General features: G+C 29.2%; 17 protein-coding genes, 1 tRNA gene and 1 rRNA gene. 8 read left to right on the top strand and 11 right to left on the bottom strand.

The annotated features are described in order from the left end of the window. Positions 1-533: 533 nt before the first annotated feature. From M0M44_RS02590 to M0M44_RS02605, 4 genes are read left to right on the top strand one after another with little or no spacing between them, the layout of a single operon-like run. The gene (locus tag M0M44_RS02590; RefSeq protein WP_248728383.1) at positions 534-1184 is read left to right on the top strand and encodes a hypothetical protein; all 651 of its coding nucleotides are present in this window, start codon (positions 534-536) and stop codon (positions 1182-1184) included. Positions 1185-1225: 41 nt separating this feature from the next. Next, positions 1226-2740, top strand: coding sequence for a DUF262 domain-containing protein (locus M0M44_RS02595; protein WP_248728384.1), 1515 nt, complete (start codon positions 1226-1228; stop codon positions 2738-2740). After that, positions 2724-3125, top strand: a complete 402-nt coding sequence (locus M0M44_RS02600; RefSeq protein WP_248728385.1) for a GmrSD restriction endonuclease domain-containing protein — start codon at positions 2724-2726, stop codon at positions 3123-3125. Before M0M44_RS02595 ends, M0M44_RS02600 begins: the two co-directional genes overlap by 17 nt. Next, on the top strand, positions 3122-5500 hold the full coding sequence (locus tag M0M44_RS02605; protein WP_248728386.1) for a DUF262 domain-containing protein: 2379 nt from the start codon (positions 3122-3124) through the stop codon (positions 5498-5500). Before M0M44_RS02600 ends, M0M44_RS02605 begins: the two co-directional genes overlap by 4 nt. Positions 5501-5750: 250 nt before the next feature. Here the strand turns inward: M0M44_RS02605 and M0M44_RS02610 are convergent, their stop codons facing one another. Both M0M44_RS02610 and M0M44_RS02615 read right to left on the bottom strand, forming a co-directional pair. Next, positions 5751-6557 carry a hypothetical protein gene (locus M0M44_RS02610; RefSeq protein ID WP_248728387.1) on the bottom strand — a complete coding sequence of 269 codons (807 nt, stop codon included), beginning with the start codon at positions 6555-6557 and terminating at the stop codon, positions 5751-5753. A gap of 106 nt (positions 6558-6663) precedes the next feature. After that, positions 6664-6894: a hypothetical protein gene (locus M0M44_RS02615; RefSeq protein ID WP_248728388.1), complete on the bottom strand. Its 231-nt coding sequence runs from the start codon at positions 6892-6894 to the stop codon at positions 6664-6666. 501 nt (positions 6895-7395) lie between these two features. Between M0M44_RS02615 and M0M44_RS02620 the strand changes: the two genes are divergently transcribed. Both M0M44_RS02620 and M0M44_RS02625 read left to right on the top strand, forming a co-directional pair. Beyond that, a tRNA-Val gene (locus M0M44_RS02620) sits at positions 7396-7470 on the top strand. Between the two features lie 83 nt (positions 7471-7553). After that, positions 7554-7982: an NUDIX domain-containing protein gene (locus tag M0M44_RS02625; RefSeq protein ID WP_248728389.1), complete on the top strand. Its 429-nt coding sequence runs from the start codon at positions 7554-7556 to the stop codon at positions 7980-7982. Between the two features lie 145 nt (positions 7983-8127). On the opposite strand, the gene M0M44_RS02630 is transcribed toward M0M44_RS02625, so the two are convergent. From M0M44_RS02630 to M0M44_RS02640, 3 genes are all read right to left on the bottom strand, one after another. Next, a complete protein-coding gene (locus M0M44_RS02630) occupies positions 8128-8835 on the bottom strand; it encodes a DUF6090 family protein (protein ID WP_248728390.1) in 708 nt (235 codons plus the stop codon). 322 nt (positions 8836-9157) lie between these two features. Next, positions 9158-9514, bottom strand: coding sequence for a MerR family transcriptional regulator (locus tag M0M44_RS02635; RefSeq protein WP_248728391.1), 357 nt, complete (start codon positions 9512-9514; stop codon positions 9158-9160). A gap of 169 nt (positions 9515-9683) precedes the next feature. Beyond that, positions 9684-10739, bottom strand: coding sequence for a hypothetical protein (locus M0M44_RS02640; RefSeq protein WP_248728392.1), 1056 nt, complete (start codon positions 10737-10739; stop codon positions 9684-9686). Positions 10740-11007: 268 nt separating this feature from the next. Here M0M44_RS02640 and M0M44_RS02645 point away from each other — a divergent pair, with 268 nt between their 5' ends. Further along, the gene (locus tag M0M44_RS02645; protein ID WP_248728393.1) at positions 11008-11571 is read left to right on the top strand and encodes an adenylate kinase family protein; all 564 of its coding nucleotides are present in this window, start codon (positions 11008-11010) and stop codon (positions 11569-11571) included. A 97-nt stretch (positions 11572-11668) separates the two neighbouring features. Here M0M44_RS02645 and M0M44_RS02650 read toward each other — a convergent pair whose 3' ends face one another. Further along, positions 11669-13045, bottom strand: coding sequence for a hypothetical protein (locus M0M44_RS02650; protein WP_248728394.1), 1377 nt, complete (start codon positions 13043-13045; stop codon positions 11669-11671). Positions 13046-13178: 133 nt separating this feature from the next. Next, positions 13179-14279, bottom strand: a complete 1101-nt coding sequence (locus tag M0M44_RS02655; protein WP_248728395.1) for an acyltransferase family protein — start codon at positions 14277-14279, stop codon at positions 13179-13181. A 344-nt stretch (positions 14280-14623) separates the two neighbouring features. Here M0M44_RS02655 and M0M44_RS02660 point away from each other — a divergent pair, with 344 nt between their 5' ends. Beyond that, positions 14624-15514, top strand: coding sequence for a DMT family transporter (locus M0M44_RS02660; RefSeq protein ID WP_248728396.1), 891 nt, complete (start codon positions 14624-14626; stop codon positions 15512-15514). A 57-nt stretch (positions 15515-15571) separates the two neighbouring features. Here the strand turns inward: M0M44_RS02660 and M0M44_RS02665 are convergent, their stop codons facing one another. The 4 genes from M0M44_RS02665 to rrf all read right to left on the bottom strand — a co-directional run bounded on the left by M0M44_RS02665 (position 15572) and on the right by rrf (position 18209). Continuing rightward, positions 15572-16165 carry a YdeI/OmpD-associated family protein gene (locus tag M0M44_RS02665; protein ID WP_248728397.1) on the bottom strand — a complete coding sequence of 198 codons (594 nt, stop codon included), beginning with the start codon at positions 16163-16165 and terminating at the stop codon, positions 15572-15574. Positions 16166-16207: 42 nt separating this feature from the next. Further along, a complete protein-coding gene (lpxA, locus tag M0M44_RS02670) occupies positions 16208-16990 on the bottom strand; it encodes an acyl-ACP--UDP-N-acetylglucosamine O-acyltransferase (RefSeq protein ID WP_420842755.1) in 783 nt (260 codons plus the stop codon). Between the two features lie 54 nt (positions 16991-17044). Next, positions 17045-17608 carry a Crp/Fnr family transcriptional regulator gene (locus M0M44_RS02675; RefSeq protein ID WP_248728399.1) on the bottom strand — a complete coding sequence of 188 codons (564 nt, stop codon included), beginning with the start codon at positions 17606-17608 and terminating at the stop codon, positions 17045-17047. Positions 17609-18099: 491 nt separating this feature from the next. After that, positions 18100-18209 (bottom strand): 5S ribosomal RNA (gene rrf / locus M0M44_RS02680). Positions 18210-18338: the final 129 nt, after the last annotated feature.

Raw genomic sequence — 18338 nt, forward strand, 5'->3', positions numbered from 1 at the left:
AAAGTAAACGAACAGTTTTAATAGATAAATAATATAAGCGCCTTTTATTGAAATTCTCAATTAACGTTTCATAACTAATTAAGTGCCAAAATTAGTATTCATAAAATTCTTCAAATTTCATTAAATTATATTTTATGGTTTTATCATGTTTTTTACTATTCAAATTTTTAGTATTTTGAAATGCTTTGTAGTTCGTAACATTCGCATTATCAACTTAATAGAAAATATAGTGCGGAAGATGAAAGAAACTACTTTAATAACTTCAGAATGAAAAAAATTAAAATACTCAATTGTGAACATATAATTTACATTTTTATTCTAATCTGTTTTATATTATTGATAGTTTTCCTTATCAATAATTACAAGGAAACTATGGTACTAGAAAAGGAGCGTATTAGAATAGATAGAGAAATCAATCTAAAGCAAGTGATTTCAAAAATGAAAGAACAGGAATTTAATGGATAAGGAATAAGAGTAAAAAGAATGTTTTAAAAAAAAACACAAAATTAAGATAAGTAAAAATGGTTGCGAATATGAATCTAAATGAAGCGATAAATATCGTTAAAATTTTTAAAAACGAAAATATCAGTGAAACCCTGAAAGATTTACAGAGATTAGAGAAGACAATTTCATTTCCTAATTTCGAGAGTATTTTCACGGCTGCTAAAATAATAAAAGAAGCGTCATCGCAAATTGATGAAATTGTCCATGCATCTGGCATCATGATAGCAAAAGAAGTATGGCTTCATGAAGATGAAAAAATGCAGTATTTATCCCTAGGTGCAGGAAATCATAAAGAACATTTTGACATGGAAACCAATTTACGTATTGCTGAATTCAAATTTGGCAAATGGAATGAAAATAGTGCAAATGGTATAAGACGACGAGGTTATTTCAGTAACTATATTAGTCTTCTTACTGCAAATGATCATCGCAGTAAATATTTTGTAGTTGAAGATAAAAATTCATTTGTGAAATTTATGAATGGTAAAGCAACTTGGAGAAATGTATTGAGTAAAAATCTATCTAGTTTTAAAAAACTGGAAAAATTTTTAATTGAGAATAAAAAAGAACATTTAGTTACAGTTTGTGAAATTTATAAAGAATTTGAAGAACAGGTAACCATAATCGAGTATAATCAAATAATGAAAACTGATGATAATGGAGAACTATTACATGCCTGAAAATTAAGACATTAAAAATATAAAAAGTAAAAAAAATCAAAATGAACAATGAAATATGCTTAAAATCAATAAGCGAATTGTTAGAGGAAAGCTTTTATATATCATCTTATCAAAGAGGATATAGATGGACTGAGCAGCAAATTTTTGATTTATTAAATGATATTTATTCATTTGCTAAAAAGAAAAACAAATCTGAAAAAGAGTTTTATTGCCTGCAGCCTATTATAGTAAAGAAGCATTTCTGGAATAGAGCCAGCAATGATAAGGATGAAACAATAGTTGGATGGGATGTTGTAGATGGCCAACAAAGACTAACAACAATTAGAATACTTTTTAAATATCTATTAAATGAGTTTTTAACTGGTCGTAGTTTGAAGCAACGTTATAACAAAGACTTATTTACAATAGAATATCAAACTAGACCTCATTCCTATGAATTTCTAGATAATCCTGAAAAGGAGGATCATTCCAATATAGATTTTTATCACATTAGTGAAGCATACAAATTTATAGCAAAATGGTTTAATCAAAAAGTTAAAAGTGATGGTTTGATGTTTGATGATTTATGTGATTCAATCACAAAATTATTGGTTTACAACAAAACTAACCAGAAAGAAGAAGGTGTGGTTCAAGTAATTTGGTATCAATTGGCAGATGAAAAAGTAAATCAAATAGAAACTTTTATCAGAATTAATTTAGGAAAAATATCATTAACTAACTCAGAACTTATAAAGGCATTATTTCTGCAAGAAAGAAATTTTGGAATTGGTGATGCTGCAAAATTAAAACAATTAGAAATAGCACATGAATGGGATCAAATTGAGAATTTTCTACAAGATGAAAATTTTTGGTGGTTTCTAAATAAATCTAAGAATGAAGCCTCTTCTCATATTGAATTCATCTTTGATATGATGTGTGAAATTGCGGTAAAAAATAATGCTGAAATTGCAAAACTTTTAGGTAATGATAAGTTTGTTACTTTTAGATATTTCAATTTACTTTTTGGTGACGATATAGATTATCTAGCTATAAAGCGCAATTGGGATACGATAAAAAAATATTTTGAAACTTTTGTTGAATGGTATGAAAATCCAATATGGTACCATTACATTGGTTTTTTAGTTTACTGTGGAGAAAGTGTTTTAGACATATTTAATCTTCTTACAGCTTCTGAGATTGAAAATAAAGAAGATGTAACTATTGCTTTAGTTAAGCAAATAAAAAATAAACATCTCAAAGGAATTAGCTGGAAAGAAAAAACAGATGATAATAATGAAAAAGTATTTGAACTAAATCTAGGCTACAATAGTGATAAGCATTTGCTGCGCAAAACTTTTTTACTTTTTAATTTAGAGTATATTGTTAAAAAAGCTAACCAGCAAAATTTAATTTATAAATTCCCTTTCAAGACATTTAAAGCAAATAAAAATATTAAAGATGAAAACATTGCTTGGGACATTGAACATATAGATTCTGCAACAGAAAATAGTTTAACAAAAAATGAAGATCAAAATATCTGGCTCGGCAATGCATTAATAGATGTTTCCGGAGATTAGCAAAGATAAAGTTTTATTAGGCGAGATAAATAGTTTCATTACTAGTCAAGTAGGAGATTTTGATCAACTGTTTAAAAAAGTACAAGCACTTTCTAATGAGGAACAATTGACTGATGACCTTAAAAACAGTTTAGGAAATCTAACTCTTTTAGATGCTGGAACAAATAGAGGCTATGGTAATGCTTTATTTGTTACAAAAAGAAGGATAATTATAGAAAAAGATAAAGGAGGTGTATTTATACCAATCTGTACCAAAAATGTTTTTCTAAAATATTTTGACGGAAATACTAAAGGTAGATGGACCGCAGAAGATATTATAGCTTATAAAATAGAAATAGAAAATACTTTGCAAAAATTTCTTCCAACAAAAAAATTAACAAAATGAACAAGTATAATTTAATAAACTTACTTTCAGATACAATTGAGATTAGTGAGGGAGAAACTTTAAAAAGAGTAAAACTTGACGGAATAAAAGTTCCTATTATTCAGCGTGATTATGCACAAGGACGAAAGAATGAAAAGATCATAAGAGATCGTTTTTTATCAGCCATATTTGAAGCATTAGACAATAACAGAGAACTTGAATTAGATTTCGTTTACGGTTCTATAAAAATAAATAATAATGACGAAAAGGTTTTTCTTCCTTTAGATGGTCAACAAAGATTAACAACACTTTACCTTTTATATTGGTTTGTTGGCAATAAGGAATTGAAAGATCAAGAATTAACTGATCTGAGAAAAAAACTATTAGGATTTACTTATGCGACAAGAACAACTGCAACTGCTTTTTGTGAAAAGCTAGCAGAAATTAATTTTAAAGAAGATCCATCAAAAGAAATAAGAAAATCTTATTGGTTCCATAAAAGATTTGAAAAAGACCCAACCGTTATTGCAATGCTTAACATGTTGGATGCTATTAAAATAAAGTATGATGAAATTAATAAGCCAATTTTCAGCAATCTAAATAAACTTTGCTTTTATATACTTCCTCTTGATGGTTTTGAATTAACAGATGAGTTATATATAAAAATGAATGCTCGTGGAAAGCAATTAACCGATTTTGAGAATCTCAAAGCAGATTTAAATAATTGGCTGATTAGTGATTCAAATAAAATGAAAGAGAACTTTCAGAAAGAAATTAATTACAATAGTCTTTCAATTCCTTATTACCTTGTTTTACTTTCTAAAATTGACAACGAATGGACAAATATATTCTGGAATCACCTTTTAAAGCTAAAAGATTCACTTAAGAATGAGGAGGAAAAGGAAAAGATGAAGATGGTTGTTGATCCTTTCTTTATGAATTTTATATCTCGTTATATTGTTAATACATACATTTTAGAAAGCACGAAAACAAATTTAGAAATTGAAATTTCAATAATATTTAGATTCTTTTATAATGAGGCATATAATCAAAAATACAATTCATTTGATATGTATGAGGAGGTTTTTAAGCAAGACAATGTTATTCAAAATTTAGAAAAAACATTAGATACATTAGCTCAGAATTATCAAGAAATAGCGGAAATCATTAAACCTATTTGGAATAAAGGAACAAATTGGTCACTTACAGACGAAAGAATTAATCAACAACAAAGAATATTGTTTTGCGGAATATGTTTGTACCTTGAAAAAAAAACCTTTGAACCAACCTACTTTGCCAATTGGATAAGGGTTGTTTGGAATTTAGCAATTGATCCTGATATCAGAAGTATTGGACCTATGATCAATACAATGAAATTAATTAAAGAGTTGTCAATCGGAAGTGAAAATATTTACACCTATTTTGCTACTCAAGAATTTCAAGATATTATAAATAATAGAAAAGATTTTTTCAAAACGCAACTTGAAGAAGAAAAGATTAAAGCTTCATTAATAATAGACCCAAACTGGGAAGAATATATTCTTAAAGCTGAATCGCATCCCTTATTCCTTGGAAACATTGGTTTTTTAATTAATGATAATCCCGAAATAGATTTATTTAAAAAAAGAATTGAAAACGCATTTCTGTTATTTGACAATTCTGGGTCAAACAAAAGTTTTAGTTCAAAACACGATTTGTTTAGATACTTGATAAGTAAATTTTCGAATTGGAATCAAATTCAAAATTTTATCTATAGTGATTCTGAAAATAATTGGCGATTAATTTTACGTCGTGATACTGCTTATAAAAACAAACAATTCATTAAAGAAATTTGTTCTTTAGACTCAATTGATAAAATAAAAGAACATATTACAGCGGCTTTATTAATTGAATCTTCAGCTACTGGATGGAATACTGATTCTGTTATCAAAGTAAGAAAAGCACATACAAATCTTTACTTTGATACAGGTTTTTGCTCATGGATGCAAACAACTGGTGCAAATAAAGTAAAATTGCTTCAAGAATATATTTATATAATACGGCCAGGTGCTTGGTACGATAAAGTAATGATAGATTGTTTTAGAAATGAATTAATAACTCTTGCTTTGGTAGAATTTAAATTAAACTCTGAGGGTAAACAATGCGGTAATAGTATGTTTTTCAAAGAAGAAAATATAAAATTCACAAAACATATTGGTGATCGTCTATTTGTAATAATTTTTGGAGCAACTGGATATTTTACAATTAAAGAAAAAATTAATGAAGATTGGATAGAAATAATTTCTGAAAACTATACCAAAATCAGTGCGATTGATGAACTGACAATTTTCATGAATAATTATAAAAATAAATTAGAAACTAATGTTGATAAAGAATTGATCAGGTTATTTGAATAGTCCTTTAGCTGGCTCATTTAAATATGAAAGGTAAATTTTAGAAATATAGTTCATAACAACCTTAAAGAAAAAACAACTGCTATTTTCTTTTGAAATTAAACCAATATTTATTTAGTTTCATTATTTATTTGTTATTTTTCAAGGTTGTTATCTACTTACATACAAGACATCTAATAAACTAATTACACAAGAATTATTCTAACTTTAGAGCATATATCAGGTTCTATTTTGCAAATAAATTCTACTAAAACTAAAACTCCAATTCATGTCCCATTTGACTTGCTAAATTTTTACAAATGGAATATGGAAATTTATCTAAATATGAGAAATAAGCTATTTTTTTTAGGTTTTCTCTTTGAGTTTTCAAATCAGAATCACATAAAAGAGCCAAATCACTTTTATTAAAATTGATACCTTCTTGCAATCTTTTTAAATATTTACTTAGATCATTATTCAAGTTTAGTTTTTCATCATCACTTAAAAAGAACGCTTCAAAAATTTCTATGTATTCCTCCATAGTAATCTTTCTATCTTTTCTAACAAATCTATCTCCAAAATAAATTTTAAGCCATTTTTTTAAGGTTCTCTTATTACATTTAAATTCTGCAGCAATAGTCTCCTTAGTTACATAAGCTATTCTTTTTAAAAGTATTTTGCTTTCTTCCCTGGTTTTGCCTTCTAAATTAATATCAAATGAAGTTGCAAAAACATATTCTGCAAAAGATTTCTGAATTGCAAACATTTTTGTCAAGCCCTCATGGTCAGTAATCAAGCTAGCTAATTCGCTGTTAAATTGTAGTTTATTTGTAGACTCAATTAAATCTGATATATTATTAAACTGCAATATTTCTGATACTTTCAGCCAAAAATTAAAATTAGTTTCAATTTTCAAAATTTCAAAAATTTCTTCATCCGTATTTGATTCTTCTTTTAATTCATTTAATCTTGATATCAATTGTTTTTCACCTCCATAAAACATAACGAACAAAACATTAATCAATTCCTCTTCTTTTTCAAAAGACAGTTTCTTATAATTTTCTAAAAGTTTATTTAGCATAAAAAGAATTGTTTATAAATAAAAAAAGTAACAGAATCAAAACTAGTAAATTATATCACTGTCTGATTATAAAACTCTAAGTAACATTAAGCAACTTATTTTCATGTTAATCATGATTAAATTCCCAATCATCACCAAAATTATCATCATCCCAGTCACAATTATCTTCTTTCTTAGAATTTACTTTCGTATTCTTGTTTACATGGACTTTCTGATATTCAATATTATTCGGATTCAATTGATTTGATCTATTATCTATTGATTTTTGTTTGGTTGAGCTTATTTTAATTTTTTGCACACTCATTTTACTGAAAGCAATTTGATTTTTCTTAGACATTTTTAATATTTATAAAGTTTGTACTTCAAAAATAGGATAAAGAAAAAATGCTAATCTAAATTATGCACGATAAGTTTCTAAAGTGCTTTAAAATGTGTCTTAAAGATAGATTAGAGGCAAGAAAGAATTGAGTCATTTTATTAAAAACTAAAAATAAGTTGTATTTTTGCAAGTACAAAAGAATTATAACGTTCTTTAAAACACAAGAAGTTTCATGCAGGAGCTTTTTTTAAGATTTTGAAAAGAAATGATAATTGTGGCAGATTCATGGCACAGTTATTTTCTAAAAATAAAAACACGGTATTGGTGCGGGTTTAGCTCGTTAGGTTCGAACCCCTCATCGCCCACAAAAAACTCCTTAAGAAATTAAGGAGTTTTGTTTTAAATATGAAGACTAAACAGAATTTTAAAAACTCACAAAAGTTAAAAATTCTTTGCAGAACTCAAAAACAAACGTATATTTGCAATCGCAATCACAAACGATAGCAACCTAGTAAAATAGGGCGATTAGCTCAGCTGGTTCAGAGCACCTCGTTTACACCGAGGGGGTCGGGGGTTCGAACCCCTCATCGCCCACAAAAAAACTCCTTAAGAAATTAAGGAGTTTTTTTTTACCCTCCTTTCAATGTTGTTTTTCGAGACATCAAAAATTTAAAATTATGAGCGAACTGATAGGCTTCAATATTAGAGTTTATGCTTTTTGTATAAATGATAATAAAATTTTGGCACTGCATGAAAAATATGCAGGAACACAAATATGCAAATTACCAGGAGGAGGGCTCGAATTTGGAGAAGGCACAATTGAATGCCTTCATAGAGAATTTGAAGAAGAATTAAACTTAAAGATTGAAATATTAGATCATCTTTACACACAAGAAGACTTTATTGAATCTCGTATTAAAGACAACAAACAGATTCTCAACATTTATTATACAGCCAAAATCCTCAATCTTGAAGATTTAAAAGTTCAAATTCCAGGATTAGAAAAATTAGAATGGATAGACATTGATTCTAAAGAAAATCCTTTTGTTTTGCAAGCGGACATAATTGCATTTGAGAAATTGAAGAAAAAGCACTTAATCGAATAAGTAATATTCTCAATATACTTTTCATTGTTGATTTCTAATTAAACACAATCTTATCTAGATTTAACTCGTAATTGAAAAAATAACAAAAAGAAATAACCTTTTAAAGCATAAAAAAACTCCATTATTTCTAATGGAGTAGTTTTTTTTATTTGCCCAACTCTTTGTCAATTTCTTTAATAAGTTCAACTGCGAGCGGTTTTGTATTTTCTTCATAAACCCTTATGTTATTCTTACCTAGTTTAACAAGATATCCGAGTGTCTTTTTATATTTTGGATCTGAATATAATTCTTTTTCTGGCTTATCGGCATTTTCTATTTCTTTATCAAAACACTTAAACAAAAATTCCGTATACATTTTATCAACCTCATTAGCGGCTGGAACAAATATTTGGTAATAGTTTAAGATTTTCTGTTTCAATTTTTCGTCTTCAATGTAGCCAAGTTTACCACTTGATTTAAAACCTTCATAATTACCTATAGTCAATGTTTGCCCATGTGAATGAATTGGGAAATTAACTTTACTTTTAGATCTATAAATACTGTCCAGTTGAGAAGTCGTTAATGCCAAAATTTTTTCGTATTCTGCGTTTGTCTTTTGGTATGCGTGTATTTCTCTATCGATACTTTCCATATCATTCTTTAAATCGTTCTTTAAATTAGCAAGAAACACAGATACTTCTTCTTGTTGGTGTCTATGCTCGCTCCAACCGTGTAGCCATATCGAAAGCGTCACAGCAAAAACGATTATAAATATTTCTATAATAATCTCTTTTACCTTCTCACCTACTGTGTGTTCTGTTTTTTTCACAGCTTTGTAAATTTTGTTTGAATGTTTGGTTATTTCTTCTTGCATAATTTAGTTTTGTAATTTTAACTTTGGTTGTTATTTGTAGTTTACTTTAGTACTTTACTCTGTGTTTTATCATAAAAAATAATTATCTCATTCGCTGCTATTTAATCACCGCAAATCGCTAATTTCGTTAAATAAATACAATCATTTTTTCTCTTTAGTACCCCACTTTTATTTAAAAGCGAATATAATACTATTTATAAAATCTTATATTGATTTCTTAATTACGCACAAAAATTTTCTTAAATAGTTAAATAAAACCACAAAAAACTCCTTAAGAAATTAAGGAGTTTTTCTAATCTTTTTAGACTTTAACAATCTGCCATTATTGCTTTTGTATTTTCTCACATACTTTTTCAAGAAGATTCTTAGTCTGTTTAAAATATCTCATCTTATCATCAATCTCTTTTATTTTGGCTTGAAAAAGATCTAATGTTTCGGGTTTTGCATCAGTCGTTTCGAACCAGCTGGTCAATATTTTTTTTATTTCTGCTAGAGTAAATCCGACTTCTCTTGCTTCTATGATAATTTCCAAACGCTCAATAGTATTAGCATCATAATGCTTATAATTATTAGATGTCACCTTTGCGTCAGTTAATCCCTTTATCATTCCCAAATTTTCGTAATATCTAATAGTATGGATTGATAATCCGGTTTTTTTTGATAATTCGTTTACAAGCATAGTTTTATTTTTTAAAAGAAAACAATAAAGCATAGAGCATAGTCTACACTTTACTCTTGCAAATATAGTTTTTTTTCTTTTAAAACTTTTAAAACACAACAGAATTAAAATATTTGCATAAAAAAAACTCCATTATTTCTAATGGAGTTTTTAAAATGAGAAAGAAATCTTATTTCAATTTCGTCAACGCTGCAGAATTTCTCAGCAAAAACACATATTGAAAATAATCCGTAGCAGAAGCATCTTTTAGAGGCACAATATTCTCTCCAAAAGCTCTAGATTTAACTGTTATAAAATTCTGCGACTTCAAGTAAGGTGAATTTTTCGCATTAAGTTTAAAAAGTGTAATTGATTCTGGCTTGCTCAATTCTTTTACATCATTAATTCCTTTCACGAGCATTAATGGGCCGTCAGCATTTATCCAATCTACTTTTTCATTTTCAGGAGTTGGAAACTGAGGAATTTTAGGAAGATACATTTCACTGTCAATTGTATAACTTACCATGCTTGTCACTTTTACTCCCGAGTCTTTTAATCCTGCAGCAAAAGTTGCTCTGCCCGATTCTGTTTTCTTTTGTAGTGTATGAAAATATCCAAAAAGTCCGTAAAACTTTTCATTTTCAAGATGCCTTTTTTTAATTGAATTTTCAAAATTTCTCACCATTGCGTCGTCTCTTGAACCTTTCGATTCGTCATCAAAATTTTTATCGATTCCGATCACGGTAATTTTTAGAGAATCTGCTAAATTTTTATTGTAATCGTAAACAGCATTCCATTTATCAAATAATTCCTGGCTAGCTTGTTGTGGAATTCGTTTCTTCACAGATTCAACAACTTCTTTTAAAATCGCTTTATTCTTTTGCTTTTCGCACAAAAAGACATTTAATTTTTTAGCCGTCAAACTATCCATTTCAGCAATATAATATTTGACTCCCACTTTTTTATTCAAGAAAAAAAGCATTTCCTGATCTATCTTCTGATTGTCAGCATAACCATGAATTTCTCCTAATAAAAAAACTTGTGATTTATAAAACTCATCATCAAATAACTTCCCATCTATGGAAGCCCCTATCTGAACTTTATTTTTTGACAAATAACTTATATTATCATCATCTTTCGATCCTAAAAATAATTTGTTGCTGATATACAAATAGGCAATAAAAAGTACAATAATACTCAAAAGGGTAATAAACGTGATTTTGATAAATTTTAAAATTTTCTTCATGATTATGGATTATGGTTGTTTTGATTTTGATGTAAAAATATTTTTATTCGGCACAAGATTCAATTTTTATTGACCGAATTGTCATTTCCAGAAGATGAATTGTACTATTCTTCTACGATTTGTTTATCAATATCTCTGTTAGTGAAATTTTTAGCTGATTTTACAAAGAAGATGTTTTTTTCTTATAAATAAAGATTCCTTGTTAGGCTAGAATAAATCATTCGTACCTTTAAAGAATCAAAAAAAATAAAAAACTTCACAACTTAAAATGGAAATACTAATAATTACTGGCCCTCCTTATTCTGGAAAAGGTACGCAATGCGAAATTTTAAAAGACGAACTTAAATTTGAACATATTTCAACTGGAGACAGATGCCGTTTGGAGAAACAAAATGAAACGGAAATTGGAAAAATAATGTCTCAATATGAAGAAAAAGGAGATTTGGTTCCCGATTCTATAATGAAAGATCTTTTCAGTAAAATATTGGATGAAAACAGAAATGTAAACGGAATTATCTTAGACGGTTACCCGAGAACCGAACCACAAGTAAATGACTTATTAGAACTTGTTAAATCTAAAAATCTGGAAATTGGAAAAGTAATTAATATTGATGTTCCAAAAGAAGAACTTTTAAAAAGAGCACAAAAAAGAGCTGAAACTTCCAATCGAAAAGACGACAAAGACACCGAGATTCACCTTAAAAGAATTGAAGTTTTTGAAAACTCAACCAGACCAGCAATCGAATATATGAAGTCGAAAATTAAAGTTTTGACTTTTGATGGAATGGGCACAATTGAGGAAATAACTAAACGCATTAAAGATAATCTATAAACGAAATGGAGTTATTCCATTACTATAGCAAATTCAAAAAGCTCCTAATTTAGGAGCTTTTTGAATTTAACAAACGAATTAAAACCTAATTTAATTCCTATTTTATCATCTTAATTAATGCTTCCAAGTCAGATTTTTTCTGATTTAAAATTATCAACTGGCTTTTGTCTTCTAAAAGAATCTTATCTGCAAATTCTTTATCAGGATTTGCTTTCCAGTTTTTCAATTCTTTAAACTTGTTTTTCAGGAGTCTAATTTTTTCTTTGCTGTCTTTTGAAATAATTACCATTTTTGTCAATGGTATCTGCTTCATTTTTTCAATACTGCTTTCCGTAATTTGATCTTCATATTCCGTTCTAGAACGATAACGAAACAGTTTATTTATAGTTTTAAAATCTTTTTCGTTTTCAGTAATCACATAACGATACGTCATTATATTATCCAATTCGTTAATCCAATCTGGAAAATTGGTCTCGTAAATCTGAATATACTGATCTATAAAATTTTTATCAATTGGCCTCTTTTGATCGATGTATTCTTTGGCTAGCGGATAAATCTTCTTTGCCATCAAATTGATATATTTATTATTATACCATTCTCCTGCATCTAATTTACCGTCTAATTTTTCGTAAACATAACCGTTTCCTAATACTGTCGCCAAGACTTCATTCAATAGTTGATAGGCATAATTACTGCATTTTGATTTATTCGCTTTAAAATAAGTATCAATTTCGGTTTTAACTTCAAGTGATTGCTCATCGTAAATAATGTGATACGTTTCATGCATCATTACACTAAACAAATCTTTATGCGATTTTAAATCGGTTTGAATAGCACTTACAAAATTATTGCAAAAAGCCGAAGCTGTAAATCCTTTTGAATTAGGCAATGGATAAAAAGCAGCCTCAAACGGAATCGAACTATCCCAGCTAGAATTATAAAATACTAATCCCGTTTTAAAGTAATCTTCAATCTTGTGATCATTAGAATATTTTTGAATTTCATCTAACTGTTTTTCAAACTTTTCTTTGTTCGGATTATAGATCAATTCATTGTAAATAGGAGTAAATTCTGAAATACATTCTCCTAAATCACTCAGCGTTTTATTGGGAATCATCCCTGCAGAACGAATTTTGAAATCATTTAAATTATCGGTTTCAATCAAATTCTTTTTCAAAATATCCTGCGTCTGCATTGTTTTCTTTGATCCGTACGGAAAATCTTCAAATCGGAAACTATAAGAAATAGATAATTGCTCAAATTTTGAGATTATATTTTTATACTTCTCAATATTGTATTTTGATTTTTGAAACTCTGTTTTAAAAACATTGTCTGGATAATATTCAGATAGATTTTCTAAAAAAACAAAAACTGCCAGCTGTTCCGAATATTTAATTTTAAAAGAGGCATTTTGTCCAAATGTCTGCAAGGTTAAAAAGAAAAACAGATATTTTATTACAATATTAATTTTCAAATTTATTCATTTTAAGTTACTAAAAACATTTGTAGGATTATAAATCTAATATACCATATTTTTCCAAAGCATAGTAGTTTAATATTTTAATACAAAAAATAAATATCTAGGAGCTTATTAAGAAAGCTCTCATTTAAGAATTTGCAGCTATGTTTTTCTTTCTTTTATTATTTAAATAATTCCTAACTGGGATATCATACATCACCATTACTAAATAAGCAAACCCAACCAACAAAATCACTGAAGTTATTACAATTAAAGTCAGTTGCGTTGTATCTGGCTTGTAGTTGGTAAAATAATTCCCAAACATCCATAAAACTGCATAATGCGTCATATATAACGGATAAGATATTTTCCCAGAAAAGATGCAGGCTTTTTTTAATCTTGGTTTTAATACAGCCCCTGCTCCCAAAGAAATTAATAACGGAAAATAAAGCATTACAACCAATGGTTCAGAAATCCAATTATATTCTGAAAATGGCATAATGAAAGCTAACAGCAATAATATGGTTAATCCGCCAAAACCAAGTTTATTTTTTATAATCCAATTCGATCTGTAAATAAGTAATCCAGCTAAAAAAGAATACGAAATTCTTGCACATCCATCCCAAAAAGTTGGTCCGCTCCAGCCCCCTAACAAATTACCCGAATTATATCCAACATAACAAATAGCCGCTGCAGATAATATCGTTAATAAAAGCAAAACACTTCTTCTAATTCTCCAAAGAACAAATGCATAAGCGATATTAGCGATATATTCCCAAAAAAGTGACCAAGCAGGGGCATTAAAACTGAACAAATTAAATCCGCGATCAGCAATAACAGGGAACGGAATAAGAAATATTGAACAGATAAATGTCAAAATAATTTTTCCAGTACTATATAATTCCAAATGACCTCCAAACGGATCGAATAAAAATGCTAATAGTCCTAATAATGATCCAGCTATAACTAAAGGATGCAATCTTATTATTCTTGAGATAAAAAAGTTACGAAGTCCCATTTTTGCGATACGATCATCGTAAGCATATCCTATTACAAATCCCGAAAGGCAAAAGAAAAAATCAACAGCCAAAAATCCGTGCCCTATAAAATTCTGACTTGGATCAGTAAAAATCCATTCCATAAAATGAAATATTACAACCGCAAAAGCTGCAATACCTCTTAATCCGTCTAAAATTTCAAAATGTTGTTTAGTTTCAAGAACTACTGTAGTTGACTGGCTTGTACTCATTAGATTGTAATAAACTTATAGATTAGGTAATTGGCTATCGTTGCAAGTTCTACAAATAAATATTCAAATCAAAATCAGATTTATTTAATTCAGTTGTTAAATTGTTTGAAGTTTCACATTTAAATAACTTTTTACACTTTTCCACGGAATGCTTTTTTCTTAATTTTACCGAAAATCAAATTTTATCATGAGTTTTAAAGGTTGTCTTCCTCCTCCAATAAATTAATAATGCTTCTTTAGTATTGACACTTGACTGAAGCTTCAGTCCGATTTGTTGTGTCTTTACCTCAATCACATTATTAATATTAAAAATATATCCTCCAAAAAAGGATAGACAACTTCTTATGAAAAAATCTTATTTGATACTGCATTCTGCAGTTTTACTTGCTGGTTTTACTGGCGTTTTCGGAAAACTTATTTCTCTTAACGAAATCACTTTAGTTTGGTATAGAGTATTATTTGCTTCTATTATTCTCTTTTTCATTTTAAAAATTTACAATCTTAAAATGCTAAAGTCATTTTCTGAAGCAGTAAAAATTTCTAAAGCTGGAGTCTTGATTACCATTCACTGGATTTTCTTTTATGCCAGCATTAAATATTCCAACATATCAATTGGTGTTGTTTGCTATTGTCTTACCAGTTTTTTTACAGCTTTTTTTGAACCTATTCTCAATAAAAAAAGATTCAATTTAACTCAGGTTTTATTAAGCATGTTGACCTTATTAGGAATAAGCTTGATTTTTCATTTTGATTCTTCTTACCAGCTTGGAATTTTACTCGGGGTAATTTCTTCCGCATTTGCTGCTTTGTACACTATTTACAACGAAAGACTTGTACAATTTTACGACAGCAAGCTCATTAATTTTTATCAGATGCTTGGAGGAACTTTAGTTTTAGGGCTTGCTCTTCCGTTTTATTTTTACAATTTTCCAGAACAGGTTTTTATTCCAAACCTAAAAGACATTTTTTATTTATTAATTTTAGCTTCATGCTGTACCGTTGCGCTTTATGTAATGTTTGCAGAATCCCTTAAAAAAATCCCAGCGTTTACCATAAATCTGACGTTCAACTTAGAACCAATTTATTCGATAATATTAGCCTTTTTATTTTTTAATGAAGGACAATCGGTCAATTTTTCTTTTTACATCGGAATAAGTTTGGTTATGATTTCCGTTCTTTTCCAGTCTTTAATTTCTATTCGAAAGAAAAACACCATCAAAGAGCAAATCTCTTAAAATAATAAACAAAAAAAACTCCTTTGTATAAAAGGAGTTTTTGTATTTATTATTTTTTTAATCATTCAATCCTTTTCCGTCTAGAATTCGCGGAATATGTTTTTCTATTCTAGCTTCTCTAGTTTTAGATTGTTTAGGCTGAGAAAAATGAATTAAATAAGCGCGCTGCCTTCCAGGAGTTAAAGCATAAAAAGCTTTTTTAAAATCAGCATCTGAATCAAATTTATGCTGAAGCTCTTCTGCAATTTCAAAATCAGAAACTTTTTTCAGTTCCACTTTTTGTCCCGATTTCTCAATTTCGGCCGCTTCAAAAATATACTTCTTTAGAATTTCTTTTTTGGCCAAAATATCTTGAACATTCGTAAATCGAACCTGACGAGCCGCCTGTACATTATCCGATTGTTGGATCAAGATATTATCAGGATCTTTCATTAAAGCACCTTTGAAAAACAAAAAAGCACAATATTCTTTAAAATAATGAATTAATACAATGTTGGCTTTTTCAAAAGTATAACAAGGAGATCCCCATTTCAATTCTTCCGACAAATGACAGTCTAAAACAATTTCTCTCATTTGTTCGATTTCGGCTTTCCATTTTTCAGCTTTTTCGAAATAAAAATCAACTTTAGAGTTTGTACTATGTTTTGTCATAACGAGTTAATTTATAAATATAAATTTAGCATTTTTATATATTTAAATTTCAAAACCTTTAATAATTCCTCTTTTAGATTGGCGGATAAAATTTAGAATATTATCCCGTTCAACTGTCTGCTCAAATTCTTCATTGATTATTTCCAGAGCAAATTTTGTATTTCTCTTTTCTTGAAATATAATTCTATAAATTGATCGAAGCTCGTCAATTTTTCGAGAACTAAATCCTCTTCTTTTTAAACCAACGGTATTTAACCCTGCAAATCTTAAAGGTTCATGTGCAGCAATCACATAAGGAGGAATATCTTTAACTACTCGACTTAAACCACTAATCATAGCATGTTCGCCAATAACCGAAAATTGATGAATAGCAGTTAATCCACTTATATTTACCCAATCCTGAACAATTACTTCACCAGCCATTCCGACACTAAATCCAATAATAGAATTATTACCTATTATACAATCGTGCCCAATATGCGCATTAGACATAATCAGATTGGAATTACCAATACACGTCCTACCTTTAGAGATAGTCCCCCTGTTAATAGTTACAAACTCCCTGATTATATTGTTATTGCCTATTTCCAAAAGAGTGTACTCTCCTTTGTATTTCAAATCTTGAGGTACACCGCCCAAAACAGCATTAGAATGGATTTGACAATTTTCTCCTATTCTTGATCCGTTTAAAATCGTTACATTATTACCTATTTGCGTGTCATCACCAATTACGACATCTTTCTCAATAGTCACACCATTTCCTATAAAAATGTTATTACCTAGAATCGCATTTTTATCAATAAAAGCTTCTTTCAATTTTTGCATCTTTAGTTAGCTACAAAAGTTGAAAAACCTTAAATAATTTCCATTGATGTAATATCAAATAATTGATGCACGAATCCTGCTCAAAGTTTCCTGACTTACGCCAATCAACGACGCAATGTGCTTCAATTTGGCTTTTTTAATAATTAGCGGAAATGACTCTAAAAGAAATAAATATTTTTTCTCGGCAGTCATTAAACGAAATAAATGATTAAACTCATTTATATTTGAAAGGTAGTATCGAAGTTGCTTAATATGAAATTTTATAAATATGGGATACTCTAATAAAATCTGTTCATCCAAATACGATAATGAATATACTAATGTTTCTTCACAAGTTTGAAAATTTTCATATGAAGGTTTCTGTTCAAAAAAACTACTCATTGAAGTTACAAATTGATTATCAGTATAAATCCACTTCGTAACTTCTATCCCGTCTTCAATACAAAATCTTCTAATCGCACCAGATTTAATAAAATAGATTTTATTGCAAACTTTACCCTCTTCAACAATAAACTCGCCTTTTTTAAAAGTTTCTTCCACAAAACTTTCTTTAATAGCAAGCTCCGTCTCCGAATCTAATTTTTCAAAACTATTTATAATCTCAATTAGCTTTTCCATCCATTTTTATTTCATAATAACCAAATTTAAAGCGAATTTAAGAGAAAAGCTAAACCTAATAACAAATCGTTATTTTTAACAGCTTTTAAGAGCTTTAAAGGACGAACAATAATAATTTGACGTAAATCCCCTTGCAAATAAATATTACGCGAATTAAAACACAAAGAATAACTTCAACAGCAAACAATGATATTTTTATGGCGTTTCCCTCCGGGCCGTGCTGTCCGCTGTATCTTTTGCGGATTGGCGTCTATGGGGAAAAGAGGCCCTCAGCGCCCCGCAAAAGGATGCCGCTTCCATCACTAACGCGCGCGCCACTCAGTCAGAAGCCGCCGTCCGATCATGGTGCGGCTTTGCCACCCCCTCCAAAAACCAGAAAATCCCTTCCGACGGGTCGGGAGGGATTTCTGGAGGAAAGGCTGGGCTCTAGCGCAGCTCCAATATTTTACAAAAGCAGAAAACCCCATCCGATTTGGATGGGGTTTTCAAAAGAAAGGCGACGACATACTCTCCCACATAACTGCAGTACCATCTGCGCAGGCGGGCTTAACTTCTCTGTTCGGGATGGGAAGAGGTGAGCCCCGCCGCAATAACCACCTTAAGGTTTTTAGTCTAAAGCCTAAGGTCGTAAAGTCTAAAGTTTTCACTTGAGGCTTTCAACTTTCGTCTTTAAGACTGCCCGCGACGGGCAAATATTTTAACATACTGAGATAAAGAAAAGCAAATATAT

Source organism: Flavobacterium humidisoli, assembly GCF_023272795.1.
Classification (GTDB): Bacteria; Bacteroidota; Bacteroidia; order Flavobacteriales; family Flavobacteriaceae; genus Flavobacterium; species Flavobacterium humidisoli.

Bases quoted from the DNA above. Each gene is read 5' to 3' on its own strand.
- M0M44_RS02590 (WP_248728383.1), top strand. From the start codon at position 534: ATGAATCTAAATGAAGCGATAAATATCGTTAAAATTTTTAAAAACGAA.
- M0M44_RS02595 (WP_248728384.1), top strand. From the start codon at position 1,226: ATGAACAATGAAATATGCTTAAAATCAATAAGCGAATTGTTAGAGGAA.
- M0M44_RS02600 (WP_248728385.1), top strand. From the start codon at position 2,724: ATGTTTCCGGAGATTAGCAAAGATAAAGTTTTATTAGGCGAGATAAAT.
- M0M44_RS02605 (WP_248728386.1), top strand. From the start codon at position 3,122: ATGAACAAGTATAATTTAATAAACTTACTTTCAGATACAATTGAGATT.
- M0M44_RS02610 (WP_248728387.1), bottom strand. From the start codon at position 6,557: ATGCTAAATAAACTTTTAGAAAATTATAAGAAACTGTCTTTTGAAAAA.
- M0M44_RS02615 (WP_248728388.1), bottom strand. From the start codon at position 6,894: ATGTCTAAGAAAAATCAAATTGCTTTCAGTAAAATGAGTGTGCAAAAA.
- M0M44_RS02625 (WP_248728389.1), top strand. From the start codon at position 7,554: ATGAGCGAACTGATAGGCTTCAATATTAGAGTTTATGCTTTTTGTATA.
- M0M44_RS02630 (WP_248728390.1), bottom strand. From the start codon at position 8,835: ATGCAAGAAGAAATAACCAAACATTCAAACAAAATTTACAAAGCTGTG.
- M0M44_RS02635 (WP_248728391.1), bottom strand. From the start codon at position 9,514: ATGCTTGTAAACGAATTATCAAAAAAAACCGGATTATCAATCCATACT.
- M0M44_RS02640 (WP_248728392.1), bottom strand. From the start codon at position 10,739: ATGAAGAAAATTTTAAAATTTATCAAAATCACGTTTATTACCCTTTTG.
- M0M44_RS02645 (WP_248728393.1), top strand. From the start codon at position 11,008: ATGGAAATACTAATAATTACTGGCCCTCCTTATTCTGGAAAAGGTACG.
- M0M44_RS02655 (WP_248728395.1), bottom strand. From the start codon at position 14,279: ATGAGTACAAGCCAGTCAACTACAGTAGTTCTTGAAACTAAACAACAT.
- M0M44_RS02660 (WP_248728396.1), top strand. From the start codon at position 14,624: ATGAAAAAATCTTATTTGATACTGCATTCTGCAGTTTTACTTGCTGGT.
- M0M44_RS02665 (WP_248728397.1), bottom strand. From the start codon at position 16,165: ATGACAAAACATAGTACAAACTCTAAAGTTGATTTTTATTTCGAAAAA.
- lpxA (WP_420842755.1), bottom strand. From the start codon at position 16,990: ATGCAAAAATTGAAAGAAGCTTTTATTGATAAAAATGCGATTCTAGGT.
- M0M44_RS02675 (WP_248728399.1), bottom strand. From the start codon at position 17,608: ATGGAAAAGCTAATTGAGATTATAAATAGTTTTGAAAAATTAGATTCG.